The 18,109-nt window shown below is 50.3% G+C and carries 14 protein-coding genes; 3 read left to right on the plus strand and 11 right to left on the minus strand.

Annotated elements, in window-relative coordinates; translation table 11 throughout:
* The first annotated feature begins 36 nt into the window (after nucleotides 1-36).
* Nucleotides 37-1,686 (plus strand): DUF8832 domain-containing protein, encoded by a 1,650-nt coding sequence (locus tag J2I46_RS21775; RefSeq protein ID WP_229379882.1) that lies wholly within the window; start codon nucleotides 37-39, stop codon nucleotides 1,684-1,686.
* A gap of 482 nt (nucleotides 1,687-2,168) precedes the next feature.
* On the opposite strand, the gene J2I46_RS21780 is transcribed toward J2I46_RS21775, so the two are convergent.
* From J2I46_RS21780 to J2I46_RS21800, 5 genes are all read right to left on the minus strand, one after another.
* On the minus strand, nucleotides 2,169-2,597 hold the full coding sequence (locus J2I46_RS21780; RefSeq protein ID WP_207331183.1) for a hypothetical protein: 429 nt from the start codon (nucleotides 2,595-2,597) through the stop codon (nucleotides 2,169-2,171).
* 358 nt (nucleotides 2,598-2,955) lie between these two features.
* Nucleotides 2,956-4,269 (minus strand): OmpA family protein, encoded by a 1,314-nt coding sequence (locus J2I46_RS21785; RefSeq protein ID WP_207331184.1) that lies wholly within the window; start codon nucleotides 4,267-4,269, stop codon nucleotides 2,956-2,958.
* A gap of 250 nt (nucleotides 4,270-4,519) precedes the next feature.
* Nucleotides 4,520-5,389 (minus strand): inositol oxygenase family protein, encoded by an 870-nt coding sequence (locus J2I46_RS21790; protein ID WP_207331185.1) that lies wholly within the window; start codon nucleotides 5,387-5,389, stop codon nucleotides 4,520-4,522.
* Nucleotides 5,390-5,558: 169 nt separating this feature from the next.
* On the minus strand, nucleotides 5,559-6,608 hold the full coding sequence (locus J2I46_RS21795; RefSeq protein WP_207331186.1) for a LacI family DNA-binding transcriptional regulator: 1,050 nt from the start codon (nucleotides 6,606-6,608) through the stop codon (nucleotides 5,559-5,561).
* A gap of 69 nt (nucleotides 6,609-6,677) precedes the next feature.
* On the minus strand, nucleotides 6,678-7,421 hold the full coding sequence (locus J2I46_RS21800; protein WP_207331187.1) for a 3-keto-disaccharide hydrolase: 744 nt from the start codon (nucleotides 7,419-7,421) through the stop codon (nucleotides 6,678-6,680).
* A 333-nt stretch (nucleotides 7,422-7,754) separates the two neighbouring features.
* Between J2I46_RS21800 and J2I46_RS21805 the strand changes: the two genes are divergently transcribed.
* The gene (locus J2I46_RS21805; RefSeq protein WP_207331188.1) at nucleotides 7,755-8,066 is read left to right on the plus strand and encodes a GNAT family N-acetyltransferase; all 312 of its coding nucleotides are present in this window, start codon (nucleotides 7,755-7,757) and stop codon (nucleotides 8,064-8,066) included.
* On the opposite strand, the gene J2I46_RS21810 is transcribed toward J2I46_RS21805, so the two are convergent.
* A complete protein-coding gene (locus tag J2I46_RS21810) occupies nucleotides 8,063-9,304 on the minus strand; it encodes a glycosyltransferase family 4 protein (protein WP_207331189.1) in 1,242 nt (413 codons plus the stop codon). The two genes, J2I46_RS21805 and J2I46_RS21810, sit on opposite strands and share 4 nt — an antisense overlap.
* 118 nt (nucleotides 9,305-9,422) lie before the next feature.
* Here J2I46_RS21810 and J2I46_RS21815 point away from each other — a divergent pair, with 118 nt between their 5' ends.
* Nucleotides 9,423-10,577 (plus strand): acyltransferase family protein, encoded by a 1,155-nt coding sequence (locus J2I46_RS21815; RefSeq protein WP_207331190.1) that lies wholly within the window; start codon nucleotides 9,423-9,425, stop codon nucleotides 10,575-10,577.
* A gap of 72 nt (nucleotides 10,578-10,649) precedes the next feature.
* Here the strand turns inward: J2I46_RS21815 and tkt are convergent, their stop codons facing one another.
* From tkt to J2I46_RS21840, 5 genes are all read right to left on the minus strand, one after another.
* Nucleotides 10,650-12,695 carry a transketolase gene (tkt, locus tag J2I46_RS21820; RefSeq protein ID WP_207331191.1) on the minus strand — a complete coding sequence of 682 codons (2,046 nt, stop codon included), beginning with the start codon at nucleotides 12,693-12,695 and terminating at the stop codon, nucleotides 10,650-10,652.
* Between the two features lie 291 nt (nucleotides 12,696-12,986).
* Nucleotides 12,987-15,311: a glycoside hydrolase family 65 protein gene (locus tag J2I46_RS21825; RefSeq protein WP_207331192.1), complete on the minus strand. Its 2,325-nt coding sequence runs from the start codon at nucleotides 15,309-15,311 to the stop codon at nucleotides 12,987-12,989.
* Nucleotides 15,312-15,442: 131 nt separating this feature from the next.
* Complete coding sequence (gene pgmB / locus J2I46_RS21830; RefSeq protein ID WP_207331193.1) at nucleotides 15,443-16,129, minus strand: beta-phosphoglucomutase; 687 nt, start codon at nucleotides 16,127-16,129, stop codon at nucleotides 15,443-15,445.
* A gap of 102 nt (nucleotides 16,130-16,231) precedes the next feature.
* Nucleotides 16,232-17,107, minus strand: a complete 876-nt coding sequence (locus J2I46_RS21835) for a PIG-L family deacetylase (protein ID WP_207331194.1) — start codon at nucleotides 17,105-17,107, stop codon at nucleotides 16,232-16,234.
* A gap of 165 nt (nucleotides 17,108-17,272) precedes the next feature.
* Nucleotides 17,273-17,827, minus strand: coding sequence for a hypothetical protein (locus J2I46_RS21840; protein ID WP_207331195.1), 555 nt, complete (start codon nucleotides 17,825-17,827; stop codon nucleotides 17,273-17,275).
* Nucleotides 17,828-18,109: the final 282 nt, after the last annotated feature.

Genomic DNA, 18,109 nt, shown 5'->3' on the forward strand with positions numbered 1-18,109 from the left:
AGCAGATCACAGTTCGTTTCCCCTTCCCGACCGTATATGAGACCCTTATCGTCCCTGTTCATTTTACTGTTTGCCGTAGTTTGCCCGTTTATCGCAAGCGCCCACATTGGCAGTTCGGGTGTGATTGTCCAGAAGCAAGTAGGTAAGTATCAGCTTTTGGTGAGCATCCAGCCGCCCGATGTTGTACCCGGAACGGCAAAGGTCAGTGTGTTCGTTGAAAAAGGAAATCCCACCAGCATTCAGGGCCGACCGGTCTATTTTTTTGAAGGCGATGAAGGCGCTCCGGAAGCTGACCCATTAACCTCCGTTGGCACCAATCGGTTTGAGGGATCCATCTGGCTCATGGAGTCAGGGTCTACCAGCATTCAACTCTCGTTGTCAGGTCCCGATGGGAATGTAGACGTGGTTGTTCCCGTTCTGGCTACGTCTACGGCTACTCGCGATATGCCCGCCGGTACTGGCGCAGGCCTGGCTGTAATGGGCTTACTACTGCTGGTTATGATGATTACCATTATCGGAGCCAGCAATTCAGACGGGGTACTAGCTCCAGGTCTACCGAAAGCCCGGTCGTTTCAACGTCGACGCCTGATTGGCATGGCGGTGGGTGGTGTGGTGCTGGTGCTGGTCTTGACAGGCGGGCGGATGTGGTGGAACAGCTGGGCAGATGAGTATCGGACCTACCAACTATACAAGGCACCTCCGCTTATTAGTACCGCTAAACCCGAAAATGGACAGGTGGTGCTGACCATGCAGCCCGACACCACCGGCTTTTCCGGAAACTGGCGACGTAGCCGCGATTTCAACCTGATGGTGCTCGACCATGGCAAATTAATGCACACGTTTATGGTGCGACTACCCAACATGGACGCCTTTGCCCACCTCCACCCAACTCGTCGAGATTCACTGCATTTTATAACACGGTTGCCCAACCTGCCAGGCGGTAAATACCTGCTGTTCACCGATGTCGTGTACCGATCTGGGTATGCCGAAACCCTGACCGATACCGTCGATGTTCCCTCCGTAAAAGTATCGGCAGAGCAGGCCGCACAGCGAACGATCGATCCCGACGACAGCTTCTTGATAGCGCAGCCGATTGGCAGTCAGCCAGAAAACGCAGGTACGTTAACGCTCGACAAGGACATGGCATCCTGCGGCAAACCAGGTGCCAGCGCCCGCCTCGCCGATGGGTCAACGATGATCTGGACGGATAAGCCAGCCGCCATTCTCGATGCGGGTCAGTTGTATACGTTGAAATTTGCCGTGGCTGACCCATCCGGGAAGGCCACCAAACTAGAACCTTACCTGGGTATGAGCGGACATGCCGCCATTCTGCGGTCTGACGGGTCGGTTTACATTCATCTGCATCCGGTAGGTACGTACTCGATGGCCTCAGAGTCGTTGCTGGTGAACCGCATTGCGGATACGGCCCGTGTTGTTCCGCGATTGAATGGTGCCCGCTTCCGGGATAGTATCGATACGTACCTGGCCAGGCTAAAAACGCAATCTGCCTCTGCCCAATATGCGGCGCTGGCACCGGAGATGACGGGCATGAATCATACGCAGACCACCAACAACATGGTAACGTTCCCGTACGCCTTCCCCAAAGCAGGTACGTATCGAATCTGGGTGCAGGTGAAACGAAACGGCAACGTACTCACCGGCTCGTTCGATACCCAGGTACGTTAGGCTGTCATCAATGATCAGTTATTAGTGACTCCGCTTAAAGCGTGTTGGAGAATCACGTTTGGTTGTGAGCCTTAATTCGTTGTGACATAATCTGAATGTTAGCCAGATAGAGCCAATTCGCCGAAGGAGATACCGCAGCGGCGGACCGTGTATACTCGAAATTTTAACGATACGTCGGAAGAAGTTGGTCCACTCAATCGTTCGCTCCTCTACCTACCGCAATGAACTTGTATAGTTAATTTACCCCTCTTCATTACAGATTGAACAAATTCCTTCAAAATTTCCGAAAACGCTAACTTCATAAGCATTAGGGTACTATTTAAATAGTGGCAATCACCTGGGCTCTTTTCTGTATGCTTATTTCAACAATAACGGCAATATTTTTGAATGCTTCATCCAAGCGGGGTTCCAAAAGAAAAAAATAGTGTTACTATCAAAAATCAATCATAGCTCTTCATGATCGAATAATACGCCTACACTTTTTATTTCTGAAGGCGAAAAATTTCTTCACTCAATTTTGCATCAGTTTGTTGCTCATTCAAATTGCGGGCATAAATTTCAACTATTATTCTTTTGTTACTTATGATAGCTTCCCTCTTTTTAGAGATGAAATTGTAATTCCACGCCTTTGGTGTATTTATCTGCACATCATACTCTAATGCTTTGTTAACATGCACATTACTGTCGGCGCAGATGGTTTTTGCTTTATCAAAAAGTCCTTTTGTAGAAATACCTTTCTTTTTTATCCCGTCATCATCATACAACACAAAGAAATAACCCTTGTTAGTTACTACATTAATGATCGTAGTCTTATTTACATACAAACAGCCAATAAAACTTGCGACTGGAAAAACCGACTCTACTATAACTAGTTTAGTATGATCAAACTTTGAAACCAAAAATCGATCCAACGCAAAAGCAATAACCAGAAAGATGACGAAGATATTATATAGACTATATATTCTTTCCTTTACCTGCTACGAAGAGCGGATAAATCAAATAAATAAATCCCAATAGACATAAAATAGGAACGGGAGTTAATGTAGAAAACAGGACTTTCTTTTGACTGTTTTTTAGTTAAATTCTTAAATATATCAGGAAATTAGAATAATCTATTTTGACATTCCACCCGATCACCATTAGAACGTGCCTGGATTTTGATATACTCAATTATCAACTAGTCATTATTTGTTTGACAGGTGATAATCAAGAAGAACGTACCTGAGCAGGGCTGATAACTGATCATTGACCATTAACAACTGATACCTGTCAAAGCGATAGGATGGCGAATTCGACGCGTCGGTTCACTTTACGTTCTTCGTCGGTGCCTTTTGTCAGAATGGGCCGGGTATCACCGTAGCCGATGGTTTCAATCCGGTCTACATCGATCTGTTTTTTAACCAGATAGCTCTGGCAAGCCAGCACCCGATCGCGGGAGAGTTGCAGGTTGGCGGCTTTATCGCCCACAATATCGGTATGCCCTTCCAGCCGAATTCGCATCTGCGGATTATCATGCATCATGGTTACCAGCTTATCTAATTCGGCGAATGAAGCGGGTAGTAATTCCGATTTCGACATGGCGAAGTAAATATTCTGCAGCGTTATTTTAGTGCCTACTGTGAGTGGTTTCAGGGCAATATTTCGGGTGATCTTCTGATTGTTTGAGGCCTTAGTCAAGTCCAGAACACCGCTGGTTGGCAGGTAGCCTTTGGCCGATGCCACGTAGGTATAGACCTGTCCCCGGTTCAGATACATCCGGTATAAGCCATCCGACGAAAAACTTTGTACCGAATCGAGCGGGTTTGATTTGTTAGACAGCTGATAATCGATTGTGGCAGTAAGTGGTTTGTTTGTCAACGAGTTACTAACTACTCCTGAAATAAATACCATCTGAACAACCGGCGGGTCGACTGGCTTGGGGGTTGTCGGAACTGGCGCTGGCATTGGTGTCTCACCCGGAACACGGTTTGGACTGCCAGGTGTCGGGGCCGGAACCGGTTGGGTTGGTGGTAGCGACGTCACGACAGGATCAGCCGGGTTACGAACATACAAGTTGTAGATGTTCCAGCAAACGAGGTGATCGTAATCATTACACTCAAACAGGTCAAAGTTTTCAAGACCCTTATCCAGCCGCTCGAAATAGACTGTGAACGAGTATGATCGACCACCGTAGGTCGGTTTGTTATTTGGGTGTAGCGGAATATTGTCGGCTTTAATAAACCTGAATATCCGAGCTCCGTTAGCGGCAATCAACCGCCCCTGCGGTTGAAAAGCAATCGTATTTCCGGTTGGCACTTCCCTACCATTCTGGTCGTACTTGGGCCGATTGGTATCGGTAAATGTCAGATACAGGATTGTGTAGTCCTGCGTCAGGCGTACATCATCTACCTTCACCCCAGGTTCGGCTGACCTTGACGGGCCGGTTGGCGATGATTGGCCATAGGTATCATCGCCGGTCGTGTTGGTACCCCGGCCATCGGTACTGCCACCTGTAGAGCCTCCCCCGCCCATACCGGGCAATAGATCTACACAACTGGTAAACAAGAAGGATAGACTTAGAAATAATAGTAAACGAAGTAGCATTGTTGTCAGCGTGTTACGGTGGTTGGCTGGAAAAATACAACTATTCCCACCTATTCCAGAACCTGACAACCGATTTTTGCCTAATCAAAACTACGAAGCGGGGGTGGGTGCCTGCTGGCCGTAGCTTAGGGTTTGCGTTTGGTAGCAATGGCTACTAGGATGCTTATGCATCAAAAAAGGGTTTTACTGCACGCATAGTTAACCACTATACAGTCAGTAAAACCCTTTTTTGATGCCTGCAGAAACAGGACTAGAATTTCAGCGTTGCAGGCAAGTATTTAGCAATCAGATCCTGGTAATACGGCTTAAGTTCCTTTACGTTGGGCGCTACCGGAACTTTCGAGTACAGATCATACGGGTTAAATTTATCAACCCATTTGAACATTTCGTGATCGTGCGCATCCATCAGATGATCGTATGCGTGTTCGCGATGTTGTGCATAGAACGAGTGATACCGCATCATGTACAGCGCTGGCTCAGGCATGTAATCTTTCATGATCTGATACAGGTATTCATCGTGTCCCCATGACATATGCACATTCCGCAACCCGCAATTGGGCTCATAGACACCGTATTTGGTGTTGTACCGCTCATCGGTGGAATCAGGGTTGGCAGCAAAAAATTCGGGAAAGACAATCTTGTCTGAATGCTGACAACCAACCGGGAACGTATCTCCGACAACAGCCCACTGTGGTTCACCGAACAGGCAGAGTACCTTACCCAGATCATGTAAAAAACCGGTCAGCACAAACCAATCGGGATGTCCGTCGGCTCTGATCGATTCTGACGTTTGCAGTAAATGCTGTAGCTGGTCGAGATCGGTATCGGGGTCGGAATCATCAACGAGCGTGTTCAGGAAATCGCAGGCGTCCCAAACAGGCATCTCTTTCTTGTCGAACTTCAGGAAGTTGTTTTCTTTCTGGTTAACAAAATCGTACGTCTGGTAGGTATGATTCAGGCGATAGAACTCGCGCACCGTGTCCCGTTTAGGATCATCGTAATTACGATATTCGTCTTTCGTTTTGGCTGTGGTGTTGGGCTCAGGATAGCGCACCAACACATCGTCTTCCCACTCTTCGATACTGGCCAAAGGGGCAATTTCTTTCTCCGTAAAGCTCATTGTGCACTAGGTTAAACTGATGAAACTGATTGACAGGACAAAAGAATGCTATTTTATTCAAGAAAAAACATAAACATCTATGCAAACGTTTGCAATAATTTACCAGGCACTCATTCAGGTTGCCGACACAATATAGATTCTGGATACTTGACTGGTAATCAGGCCACTACTAATTCGGGTACGTTCGGTCATAGTAGCGTAGGGTGGAGTTCCTGATTACCAGTTCGGGGCGCAGCACAATTGTTTCCTGTTGTTCTTTTTCACGTTCCAGAGCGTCCAGAAACAGACCTGTTGCTTTCTCGCCAATCAGTTTACCAAAGCGATTTACTGTTGATAGACCAGGGTTAAGGTAAGCCGAAAAAGGCGAGTTATCGAACCCAATAACCGCCACCTGATCCGGAATCGAGAACCCCATTTCCCGTATCACCTGCATCGCGGCGGAGGCTACCACATCATTGACCCCAAAAACGCTATCGGGCGGATTTTCCAGTGCCATCAGGCTGCGCATGGGGCCAATGGCACTGTCAGCTTTGAAATTAGTATTGATGATCAGCGATTCGTCGATACTGATATTGTGTTTATGAAGACAGTCTTTGTAACCCTGAAAACGCCTTTCGCATAGGGTTAACCCGTTAGGACCCTTCAAGTGGGCAATACGTTTGCCTCCGCTCAGTATCAAGTGTTCCGTTGCCTCAAAAGCACCCCAATAATCATCAACCGTGATGCTCCCAGCTGGGAGGCTGTTGTATTCCCGGTCAATAAAAATGAGTGGGATCTGGCGTTTCAGCACATTGGCCAGATGGTCGGAATGCCCTGAATCGTACGTTTCCTGAGCTACTGACAGGAAGATCCCTTCCACCCGATTAGCCAGCAACTTGTCAACATACTCTTTTTCAAGCGCATAGCTCTCATTGGTAACGCAGATTGTGAGCATATAACCCCGTGCCTGCAATACGTGTTGCAAGCCTTCAATCATTGCCGTTTCGTGAAAATGATTGAGGCTTGGCACGATAACACCGAGCATTGCCGATTTCTGATTCAACAAACTAAGGGCAACGGAATTACGCTGATACCCTACTTGTTGGGCATATTCCTGAATGTTCCGCCTTGTATCCTCATTGATCAACGGATGATTATTCAACGCCCGCGATACGGTTGAGGGTGAACATTTGAATTTTCGAGCGATGTGCTTGATCGTAATCGGCGGGTTGGCATTCATCAATCAGGTAGCGCACTGCCAGATCAGGTTCGTTGATTAGAAGGCAGTTGATCGGGCAATCTAACTTTCCTAGAGGGTTTTGATCTTCATGTTACGGAAATAAACGCGGTTTCCGTGGTCCTGTAGCATAATATGACCTTTAGGCGCTTCACCAAAACGACCGTTCGCCGTGTAGATAGGGTTGTTGAATTTACTCCCGGCTACCAGCTCCCGAAATTTTTCACTCCCCCGTTCGTATTCTACCACTTTCCTGCCGTTCAGCCAGTGTTCAACGTGATGTCCTTTCGAGACAATGCGCCCCGTGTTCCACTCACCAATTGGACTGGCTTTTTTACCGCTAGCCGCAATCAGGTCATACAGCGAACCCACGGTTCGGTTTCCATCCTTTCCAAGCTTGGCATCAGGGTGTTTATCATCGTCGAGCACCTGATATTCAAGCCCGAAAGCAGACCCTTTGGGCTTTGGCGAATGTTCAACAACAAAATATTTGAGGCCGCTATTAGCGCCTTCAGTCAGTTTAAAATCGAATGTCAGGTCGAAATCGCTGTATTCGCCCTCGGTCAGTATATCGCCAAAACTCTGGGCTTCTGACCCGTCTGACTGCTGAATCGTCAGCGAGCCATCAGTAACGCTCCACCCTTTCTCGGGGAATTTGTCTTTATAGGCTCCCCGCCAGCCAGCGGTGGTTTTACCATCGAAGAGCAATTGCCAGCCCTCTTTTTTTTCTTTTGCAGTCAGCGTATTGGGAGCCTGCTGGCCTTTGGCAGTGAGCAGGCTCAGCACTAGAAGCCCGGCCATTAAGGGTGTTTTCATACTTTTTTCTCGGAATTGTTGTGAGTTAGCTAGCAGGCTATTTCTTATCAGGTTGCTGCCAACCAATAGCAAGCTCTACAAAAGGTACATAGGTACCCCGACCTAATGACTAATTCGCCGACACTGTCAAGTTTTTCAACGCAAAGGTTCCCGGAATCCTTTACGAACCTGAAGTTTTCAGGGCTGGCTGCGCAGGACAGACGCAGAGAGTCAGGCTTATCACTCAACCCTTTGACCACTTTTCCAGTTATCAAAGGGTAGTGACCTCATCTGGTTTCGATTTACCTCTTCCTGCCACGCGCATTTCATACACACTGACTACACGCCCACGCTATGGCTACTCCTGAACCATCTGTTACCCTGAACGAGACCCGCCACCGTTTTGAATTGATGACCGACGGGAAATTGTCGAAAGTTGATTTTATTCGACCCGACGAGCACACGCTTGCCCTGACCCACACAGAAGTACATCCTGATCTGGAAGGTAAAGGCATTGGCACAAATTTGGTGAAACAGGTGCTGACCTATGCGGAAGAACATAATCAGAAAATTGTGCCTCTTTGCCCCTTTGTATCAACCTATATCAAACGCCATCCTGATTGGCAGCATGTAGTTTCAACGGAGTACGACGCGGCTGATTTCTAACCTTGCCGCAGCACTTTTTTCATCGCCTTTTCCAATCGGTCAACAGCTGAATCAATACCCCATTGGTCGGCCACCCAGGTACGTCCCTGCTCCGAAAAACGCTGGTGTAATGCCGGGTCTGTTAGTAGCCGGTCAACAGCCGCCGCTAGTTGAGCAGGATCTCGCGAAGTCAGGAAGCCATTTTTTTCTTCAATAACAGTCTCACGTATACCTCCTTCAGCCACGGCAACGACGGGTAATCCGCAGGCATTGGCCTCTAAAGGAGCAAAGCCAAATGGCTCCAACCCCGACGTATACAGCAGGCAACTGGCGGTGTTGAGCAACTCTACCAGTTCTTCCTGCGTAACCCGCTCACGCGTCTGAAAATCGACAGTTAACTCGCTGGCCAGTTGGCGCATCTCAGAAACATAGGTTTCGTTACCCATATTTCCGACCCATACCAACGGCGGACGACGACTGGCAGGCAACTGCGCAACGGCCCGAATGGCTGTGTCGGGTCGCTTATGCGGGAAGAAAGCGCCCAACCCCATAACAAAGGGTTTTCTCGGCTTATTCAGGTACGGGAACAGATCTGAATCGATGCCCAGGTAACAGACATCGGCTCCGTTACCGTACGCCCGTACCACACTCTCGTTACTGAAATACGAGTTCACCAGCAACTGATCATAGGCAGCATAGTTGGTCAGCTCTTCCCGCACCCTTACCCGGGCCTGCCGCTGCTCAAAAATATCCTGCCAGAATGCCTGTCGATAATCCGATTTCCGCCAGTTGTTTGTGGCATCCGGTAAAGCCGCCCATCGTTGAGTGGGAAATGCTTCGTATAATGCCCGGTTTGGTTCCTGTAAATAAAGCAGCTTGGGTAACTGTTTCACAAACCGCCCGATATAAGGCATCATGAAGTGCTGACAGGAATTGGCGAACAGCAGATCATGGCCACCCGCCTGAATTTGTGCTGCAGACTGTTGGCAGGCGATCAGCATTCGGTTTATCTGCGTATCGGTTTGTAAAGCAAGCGAGCTTAGGCGGTCCTGATATTTATGACGAATACGCAGGGTCATATCAAGTGGTACGACTTTCGGCGCCCCGGCATAGTCAGCTACGTCCAGGTATGCACTATCGGCCAATGAGGTTGTGTAAACCGTAAGTTGATGGCCCCGCTGGGCAAGACCTTTGATATGCTGGTGTAAGGCGCGGCTGGCTCCACCGCTGGGAAGATTATGCCAAACGGCAATATTCATGCGTAAAAGCTGTGAGTATGAAAGTGCAAAGAAAGGGCCTTTCAGCCGGATCATCAGTACCGGCTACTGAATGCCGCTCTATCTTCGTCATGAATTCATTCTCAATCTATAACTGGTCATGAATCCGGTTACGCGCCAGCCCCACCTTCCGCCACAACGACTGCCCGGCCTTGATCATCTGCGGGCCTTAGCCATTGCCCTCGTCTTCTTCTTCCACTACCAGATACCGCTCTTCGGGCATCCCGACTGGATTCCTGCCTACGCTGCGTTCGGCTGGACGGGAGTCGATCTGTTTTTCGTGTTGAGTGGCTTCCTTGTATCCTCCCATTTATTCGACCAGTTGAACCGGGGTCAGCCAATTCGGTGGAAAGCGTATGCCACCAAGCGGTTTTTCAGGATCGTTCCGGCCTATGTTCTGGTTACGGCCGTTTATTTCATGGTTCCCCAATTCAGGGAAAAAGAGGCCTTGCCCCCGTTGTGGAAATTCCTGACATTCACGCAGAATCTGGGTCTGAACCTGCGCGAACTGGGTACGTTCTCGCATGCCTGGTCGCTCTGCGTTGAAGTACATTTTTATCTCCTGCTGCCGCTGCTTGTGGGCCTGGTGGCCCACCGTAGACGTACCTATTGGCTGTATTGGGCAATTCTGTTGCTTTTCGCTGGCGGCTTTTTTCTCAGACAGTACAACTGGACAACGTTTTACCTGCCCGCCAGAGGAACTGACAATGAATACATTACCTGGTATCAGTACGTGTATTACCCCACCTATAATCGGCTGGATGGCGTGCTTGTGGGTGTATTCATTGCGGGCATCACCAGCTTTTCACCGATATCATGGGCTCGGTTAACTCCCTATGGTAACTGGCTACTCCTCTTTGGCTTGCTGGCCTTAACAGGAGCTTATTTCGTGTGTGAGGATTCCCTGTCTTATATGGCCTCGATGGCTGGTTTTCCGCTGGTGGCCATTGGGTATGGCTTACTGGTTTTGAGTGCTTTGCTTCCGTCAGGCACACTATATAATTTACCATCGCGCCTGACCTCGTTTGTCGCCCGAATCTCATACGCTGTTTACCTGACACACAAAGGTGTTATTCACGTAACGCAGGCACTTTTGAGCAAGCTGTCGGTTGATACAACCAGTAATATGACCCTCCTGCTCTGCATCTGTAGCTGTGTGCTGGTGGCCACTGCACTCAACATGTTGATTGAGCAACCCGTTATCGAGTGGGCAAAAAACAGAATAACCAGCCGCCCGAAACGACTAGCTGCGTAATGCAATCAGTAGGTAGTGAGTTGCTTCGATAGTCGTGCCTTTCGACTATTGAAGCAACTCACTACTTGATAATCAAGACAAAATCTCTTTTTTCTCGATGCCTTCCGGCTGCCCAGCCAACACCTTCTTGGCACTATCGACCACGTTCTCAACGGTGAAGCCAAAATAGGCCAGAACATCGTCTGCCGATCCGGAGAGGCCATATCGGTTCATACTGATGGTAGTTCCTTCGTCGGTCACGTATTTGTGCCAGCCCAGGGGCGAACCGGCTTCAACGGCCAGGCGCTTCCGGATCGATGGCGGCAGCACCTCATGCTGATATGATTGCTCCTGCTTCTCAAACAATTCCCACGACGGCATGCTGACCACCCGCGCCGGAATACCCTGCTTTTTCAGTTCGTCCTGCGTCTTCAGTACCAATGCCACCTCTGAGCCCGTGCCAATCAGAATCAGTTGAGGAGTTTCGTACGCTTCACTCAGGATGTAGGCTCCTTTCTCCAGTCCCCGGGCCGGGGCATACTTCTCCTGATCCAGAATAGGCAACTCCTGCCGGCAGAGAATCAGCAATACCGGCGTTTTAGGCGTCTGCATGGCTACGCGCCAGGCTTCTACGGTTTCATTGGCATCAGCCGGCCGGAGCACAATGATGTTCGGAATGGCCCGGAGTGAAATAAGTTGTTCAACGGGCTGGTGTGTGGGGCCATCCCCCCCCAGGCTGATGCTGTCGTGGGTAAAGACAAACGTAGCCCGCGATTCGGCCAGGGCTGTCAGCCGGATAGCTCCCCGCATGTAATCGGAAAAGTTGAGGAACGTACCCCCGTACGGATGCACGCCACCGTGCTGCGACATGCCGTTGATGGCTGCGCCCATAGCATGTTCCCGTACCCCAAACCAAACGTTCGACTGATCGTGATGACCGGGCTGGAAACTGACTTCACCCGATTTCGGCATCTCGTTCGATGAAGCCAGATCGGCTGAACCGCCAAAGAGGTACGGAACCGTTTTCTTGATTGCATCAATCGCTTTACCCGATGCCTGTCGGGTAGCCATTGGCTTATCGGTTGGCTTGAAGGTTGGCAGGTCTGCGTCCCAGCCGTCGGGCAAGATACCGTCGAATGAGCGTTGAAACTGCGCCGCTTTGTCGGGAAACTGACTTGTATAGGCTGCAAATCGTTTTTCCCAGTCATTTTGCAGGTCAGTTCCCCGCAGACCCGGCTCTCGCAGGTACGTTCCAACTGATTCAGGCACCACGAATGACTGGTCGGGATCAAAGCCTAAAAACTCTTTCGTTTTCCGTACGTTTTCTTCACCTAATGCACTGCCGTGCACTTTACTTGTACCCGCCTGTGGGCTGCCATAGCCAATCTGGGTACGTATGGCGATTATTGACGGTCGGTCGGTATCATCCTGGGCGGCCTGAATGGCCTTTTCGATGGCGGAAAGATCATTTCCGTCTGTCACCTGTTGTGTATGCCAACCGTAAGCATCAAATCGCTTCATCCGGTCTTCGGTAAAAGCCAGATCAGTTGGGCCGTCGAGCGAAATCAGGTTGTCATCGTAGAGATAGATCAATTTACCCAACTTCAGGTGCCCCGCCAGCGAGGCAGCTTCCGACGCAATACCTTCCATAAGATCACCGTCACTCACTAGCACGTAGGTGTAATGATCAACAATGTTGTGGCCTTCCCGATTGTAGGTAGCGGCCAGAAAGGCTTCGGCCATAGCCATGCCCACACCATTGGCAGCCCCCTGCCCGAGTGGGCCGGTTGTTACTTCAACACCCGGCGTCAGATTCGACTCGGGGTGGCCGGGGGTTTTAGAATGGATCTGCCGCAACTGCTGCAGATCGTTGAGCGACAGGTCGTAGCCGTAAAGATGCAGCAGGCTATAGAGTAAGGCTGAACCATGCCCGGCCGACAGAATAAAGCGATCACGGTTTGGCCAGTGGGGATCTTGTGGGTTAAACCGTAGAAAACGCGACCAGAGCACATAGGCCATGGGCGCGGCTCCCAGCGGCAGGCCGGGGTGGCCACTTCCGGCTTTCTGTACGGCGTCGACGGCCAATAATCGGATGGTATTTACACTCAGTTCGTCGAGTTGGGTGTTTTGGGTTGGCATACGAGGGGCTAATCAGCTAGAATGAATACCTGGTTTCCAGACCAGGAGGCAACGACTTCGTTACCCCAATTACTTTAACCCATGCCGCAGAAAATGGCTGTAAAAATTTAGCAAAATCCCGTTTTCGGGGTTGCAGGTAGTTGCTGGATGTATTCGTTTTGAAGAAATGATACTCTCACAGGCGGGGACGACATGCTCAACTTCGAACAAAAAATAAGGCCGGGGTTTTGCCCCGGCCTTAGCTAATTCAACGCTGGAATAGCCATTCACCTGCACAAACGCTCCAGGCCATTAGGCTGTCGCTTTCTTCACAACAACTGTCTGCTTGCTGTTGGCTGCCACCGTTACGGCTTTACCACGTACCTGAATAGTAGTTGACGAGGTAGAGAAATTTTCGACCGTCACTTGCTCCTGTGTGGTTGTTACCTGAAGCAGAGCACCCCGGAAACGGATCTTGAACGCAAACGATGTCCATCCGTCGGGGCAGTAGGGAGCCAACTGGAGTTGGTCATTCGCAACGCGCATCCCACCGAAACCTTTCACCACTGCCAGCCAGGTACCGGCCATACTGGTGATGTGGCAACCATCTTCCGTGTCGTTGTTATAATCGTCGAGGTCGAGGCGGGCGGTGCGGAGATACATTTCGTAGGCTTTCTCCTTCATGCCCAGCTTCGACGCCTGAATGCTGTGCACGCAGGGCGACAGCGACGACTCGTGCACGGTCATGGGCTCGTAGAAATCGAAGTTCCGCTTCAGCGTTTCAGTATCGAACTCGTCCTCAAAGAAGTACAGCCCCTGCAACACGTCGGCCTGTTTAATAAAGCACGACCGCAGAATCCGGTCCCACGACCAGTTCTGGTTCAACGGCCGCTGCCCTTTCGGAATATCAGAGACCGGCATGATTTCCTTGTCCAGGAAATCGCTCTGCTGAAGAAATACCTGCCGCGTTTCGTCGAACGGGTAATGCATATTCTCGACGATGTGTTTGGCTTTGGCAATCTCTTTCTCCTCGCGGAAATGAATGCGATCAGCCAGTTCGGCGTATGCTTCGGGATTCAGGCGTTTCACCGTATCAACGGCCTGCATGGTGTAGCGGAGCGTCCAGGCGGCGATGTAGTTGGTGTACCAGTTGTTGTTGACGTTGTTTTCGTACTCGTTCGGCCCGGTCACGCCGAGCATCACGTATTGCTGTTTTGCCTCCGACCAGTTGACGCGCTGGCTCCAGAATCGGCTGATGGCCACAAGCACTTCCAGCCCGTAGTCAACCAGGTACGTCTCGTCGCCCGTGTAGCGCACATAATCGTAGATAGCGTAGGCAATGGCTCCGTTCCGGTGAATTTCCTCAAAGGTGATTTCCCACTCGTTGTGGCACTCTTCCCCGTTCATGGTCACCATCGGGTACAGCGCTGCCCCGGCCCGGAATCCCAGTTTCTGCGCATTCTCGATCGCTTTTTCAAGCTGTTTATACCGGTAAATCAGCAGGTTGCGCGCTACTTTCTGGTCGGCGGTCGATAAGTAGAACGGCAGGCAGTAGGCCTCCGTATCCCAGTAGGTCGATCCACCGTATTTTTCGCCCGTAAAGCCTTTGGGGCCGATGTTCAGGCGCTCATCTTCACCGGTGTAGGTCTGGTTCAACTGGAAAATATTGAACCGGATGCCCTGTTGCGCGGCAATGTCGCCATCGATGGTGATGTCGTTCATTTTCCACTTATCGGCCCAGGCCTGCTGCTGCTCGAACAGCATTTTATCGAATCCCTTGCGCGTAATCCGTTGCATGTACTGATGCGCCTCTTTGATCAGCTCATCAGGGTCGTAGTTGAGCGACGACAGGTTTACGGCGTACTTATAAATCACCGTTTCCTGCCCCTGCCGACAGTCGAGCGAGATGCGGTTGGCCACGTATTTTTCGTACTTGATTGGCTGCGACTGGTAATCGAACTTCGCCCCGTTCTGCTCCACATCGACGCACATGCCTGTTACCACATGGAAGCCGGTCTTGCGGGTACGTAGCTCGATGTAGGCTTCACCATAGGCCGTTTCCTTCCGCACTTCATCCCAGAAGGTTTCGTCGTAATTGGCGTCTTTATTGCGAATAGCGCCGTCGATATAGGGCGTAATGGTGATCTTCGCGTCGAAATTCAGCGGAGTAATGCTGTACCGAATAGCGCCTGCTTCGTCATCAACGATCGAACAGAAGCGTTTCGAACTGACTTTCAGCTGCTTACCACTCTTCAATGTGGCCACAAACTGCCGTTCCAGGTAGCCCTCCTGCATATTCAGCACACGCCGAAAACCGCTCACCTCACAGGTATTCAGGTCGAGCGATTCGTATTCGATATCCACGTCGATACCAATCCAGTTGGCCGCGTTGAGCACTTTGGCAAAGTAGTCCGGGTAGCCGTTTTTCCACCAGCCGACACGGGTTTTGTCGGGATAGTACACGCCCGCCACGTAATTGCCAGGGAGTGTTTTACCCGTGAATTTCTCTTCAAAATTACCCCGGCCACCCAGCCGCCCATTGCCGAGCGACATCAGACTTTCGGTGACTTCATTGTGTTCGCGATGAAAACCATCTTCAACAACACACCAGGGATCATTGGTAAGGTACTGTTTCATAAAAGGTTATTATTCCAGGTTTCAAGATAAGACGTTTCCGTCGACCGCTGTGCGGCTCCAAGCACGTGGCTTATTGCTACTTCGTTGATGAGCGAAGTAATTGAAACCGCGCGACAGCCGACGGCAACTTTTCAGTAGCCCAACCCCTGAGCCCGTTCAACGGCGCTGAGCAGTTCGGTTACGGTTAGGTGTTCAAGCGACGGAACGACCAGATCAGCCTGTGTGAGCACGTCTGGAGAGCCAATGCCGAGGGCAAACATGTTGCCCCGTTTGGCGGCCTCAATACCCGCCACGGCATCTTCGAACACGATACATTCCTCGGGCAACACGTTCAGTTCGGCAGCGCCCTTCAAAAAAACTTCAGGGTCAGGCTTGCTATGGGTGATTTTGGAGCCGTCGATGATTGCGTCGAAGATGTGCGACAGGCCCACTCGATCAAGAATAAGCGGCGCATTCTTCGAGACAGACCCCAATGCAATCTTGATGGGTTGACCCTGTTCACCCGCCTGTTTTATCTGCGCCAGAAAGGCGTTGACACCCGGCAGGATGTCGGCTGGCGTCATTTCATTGACCAGATCAAGGTACCACTGGTTTTTCTGCGCGGCCAGTTCCAGCTTCCGCTCATCAGTAAGCGTAACGCCACCCAGTGCCAGAATCCGATCCAGGGAGTCCATTCGACTTACACCCTTGAGCGTTTCGTTGAACTCATGGGTAAAATCGAACCCAAGCGAATTGGCCATCCGCCGCCACGCCTGATAATGAAATACGGCAGTATCGACCAGCACCCCGTCGAGGTCAAAAAGGAAGGCTTTTATCATAAAAAGGAGTTTACTGTTTACAGTCTTCTGTGTTCCGCTAATAAAACGAATTGGTGATGAGCGAAGCAACAGAAGACAGCAGACTGTAAAAAGTTGACTGTTTTAATATCCACTCGCTTTTAGGGCGGTGAACAGTTTTTTGATGGTTTCGAGGCCGTTGGGGCCGTTTTGAGCAAAATAATAGAACACTTCCACATCGCCGCGATGCATGGCCACGTTCATATCCCCCGATTGCGATTTATGTTCCGCTTTAACCCAGTCGGCTACGATCTGGTAACTGTGTTTTCCGCCTTCCCCGAAGGTATGCGACACATCCAGCTCATAAACCGGGGCGCTGGCCAACACCTTTGTTTCGGGGTAGCCAGGCAGTTCGGCGAAGGATAAAGTGGTGGCCCGGCTCAGCGTACGGCCACCCAGTACGATTGGTTTCTTTCCCGCCAACCGGGCAACGGCTCTGAGCGTCAGAATCGTGGCGGCTTTATGGTGGGCGTGTTGCTCGGCCGAAGGCACCAGACAAAGCACCAGGTCATATCGGCCTTTGGTAAGCACTTCGTCTAACTGCCGCTCAACCAGCTCAATGTTCCAGCGACGACCGCCCAGATAAGGCGCCGGATCGGTGGAATAGCTATCGTCGACCTGATCGAAGAAGAAAAAATTGGTGATACCCATGACTTCGCCCGCTTTCATCAGTTCTTTCTTCCGAATAGCTGGCAATACACGCCGGCCAACAGCCGAATCGAGCAGATTCATGCCGTAATATTTGGAGGCCACCATGCCATTATAGCCACCCGAGGCGTCGGTTACGAGGGCCAGATCGGCTGAGCCGCCCAGTTCACGAACAAGCTTAAAAACCGTGACCGGAAACATGGTCTCATCGTCGGGGTGAGCCGTAACGATCAGTGTTTTAAACGATTGCGCAGCAACTCCCGTTGAAAGGAGGAGCAACAGAATAAGGAGACTACTTTGACTAAAACGCATTATACCTGGTTGAGCTGAACAACAAAGGTAATAAACACGAAACCGATAAGGTCTGAGTCAGCCCTTATCGGTTTTATCGAATCGCGAACACCCGATAGGTTCAGGTACGTTAACGTTCGTCAGGATGTCTGGAACAGCAGTTTGCTTCAGCCTCGACAGGCTGTGTTAAGAGATCCGCCACGTAACCTCGTAGATCGAGTTTTTGCCACAGCCTGCCGCCGAGTCGATTCCGTCGTGATGGTCGGTATGCGTACCGATCTTAGACCGCAGTTCCGCCCCCGTGAACGAATAAGACGCCACAGCAACCGGCCCATCACAATTAGCGTGAATTTTCCCCCACGTGTTTTCTACAACCCAATCAGCAACCTCTTTCAGTGCACCGCCAATGATCGGGATCTCGCCCAGCACACCGCTGGTGCCCGTGCTAACCAATTTGTGCAGACCATCTTCGATGAGTGCCGCCGTTTCAGATCGGCTACCTCCCCGGTTGGTTATATTATAGGCAATTCGCACTACGTCCGTATCAGCAACCTCAATACTGCCAAAAAAGAAGTTGACCTGCTTGCTACCATTGCCGTGATCGCCCATAAATTTAGTCTGAGTGATCGGCGCGCCCTTACCAACAACACTCACCGTAAACCCAACCGTGTTTGTGTCTTTCCGTAGCGAACGTACCCGGATTGCCTTGTAACTGTCGAGTGCAAAATTAAACGTACCCATGATCTTGTAAAGAGTTAAACTGGTTTACATTGCTCCGTTTTTATACTGTTTTCTGGACTACAGTTATTGCTTTTCTTAGCGAATCAGGTTCATTTATTTCACGATAATCAGGCGATTTTTTCGACATCATATCACGCCGGTTGACTACCGGCTTCGCTTAGAAAAAAGCGATCCAGGTAGAATAAATTAGCGGAAATAAAGGAGCACTGACTCGTTAACTGAGTCAAAATTCGGAACAGGTAAGCGAGGAGAAAATAGCGAATTATTGCTAGTCGTCCCGAC

Source organism: Fibrella forsythiae (assembly GCF_017353175.1).
Taxonomy (GTDB): domain Bacteria; phylum Bacteroidota; class Bacteroidia; order Cytophagales; family Spirosomataceae; genus Fibrella; species Fibrella forsythiae.

Coding starts and splice junctions, on each gene's coding strand:
- J2I46_RS21775 (WP_229379882.1), top strand. CDS start 37: ATGAGACCCTTATCGTCCCTGTTCATTTTACTGTTTGCCGTAGTTTGC.
- J2I46_RS21785 (WP_207331184.1), bottom strand. CDS start 4,269: ATGCTACTTCGTTTACTATTATTTCTAAGTCTATCCTTCTTGTTTACC.
- J2I46_RS21790 (WP_207331185.1), bottom strand. CDS start 5,389: ATGAGCTTTACGGAGAAAGAAATTGCCCCTTTGGCCAGTATCGAAGAG.
- J2I46_RS21795 (WP_207331186.1), bottom strand. CDS start 6,608: ATGAATGCCAACCCGCCGATTACGATCAAGCACATCGCTCGAAAATTC.
- J2I46_RS21800 (WP_207331187.1), bottom strand. CDS start 7,421: ATGAAAACACCCTTAATGGCCGGGCTTCTAGTGCTGAGCCTGCTCACT.
- J2I46_RS21805 (WP_207331188.1), top strand. CDS start 7,755: ATGGCTACTCCTGAACCATCTGTTACCCTGAACGAGACCCGCCACCGT.
- J2I46_RS21810 (WP_207331189.1), bottom strand. CDS start 9,304: ATGAATATTGCCGTTTGGCATAATCTTCCCAGCGGTGGAGCCAGCCGC.
- J2I46_RS21815 (WP_207331190.1), top strand. CDS start 9,423: ATGAATCCGGTTACGCGCCAGCCCCACCTTCCGCCACAACGACTGCCC.
- tkt (WP_207331191.1), bottom strand. CDS start 12,695: ATGCCAACCCAAAACACCCAACTCGACGAACTGAGTGTAAATACCATC.
- J2I46_RS21825 (WP_207331192.1), bottom strand. CDS start 15,311: ATGAAACAGTACCTTACCAATGATCCCTGGTGTGTTGTTGAAGATGGT.
- pgmB (WP_207331193.1), bottom strand. CDS start 16,129: ATGATAAAAGCCTTCCTTTTTGACCTCGACGGGGTGCTGGTCGATACT.
- J2I46_RS21835 (WP_207331194.1), bottom strand. CDS start 17,107: ATGCGTTTTAGTCAAAGTAGTCTCCTTATTCTGTTGCTCCTCCTTTCA.
- J2I46_RS21840 (WP_207331195.1), bottom strand. CDS start 17,827: ATGGGTACGTTTAATTTTGCACTCGACAGTTACAAGGCAATCCGGGTA.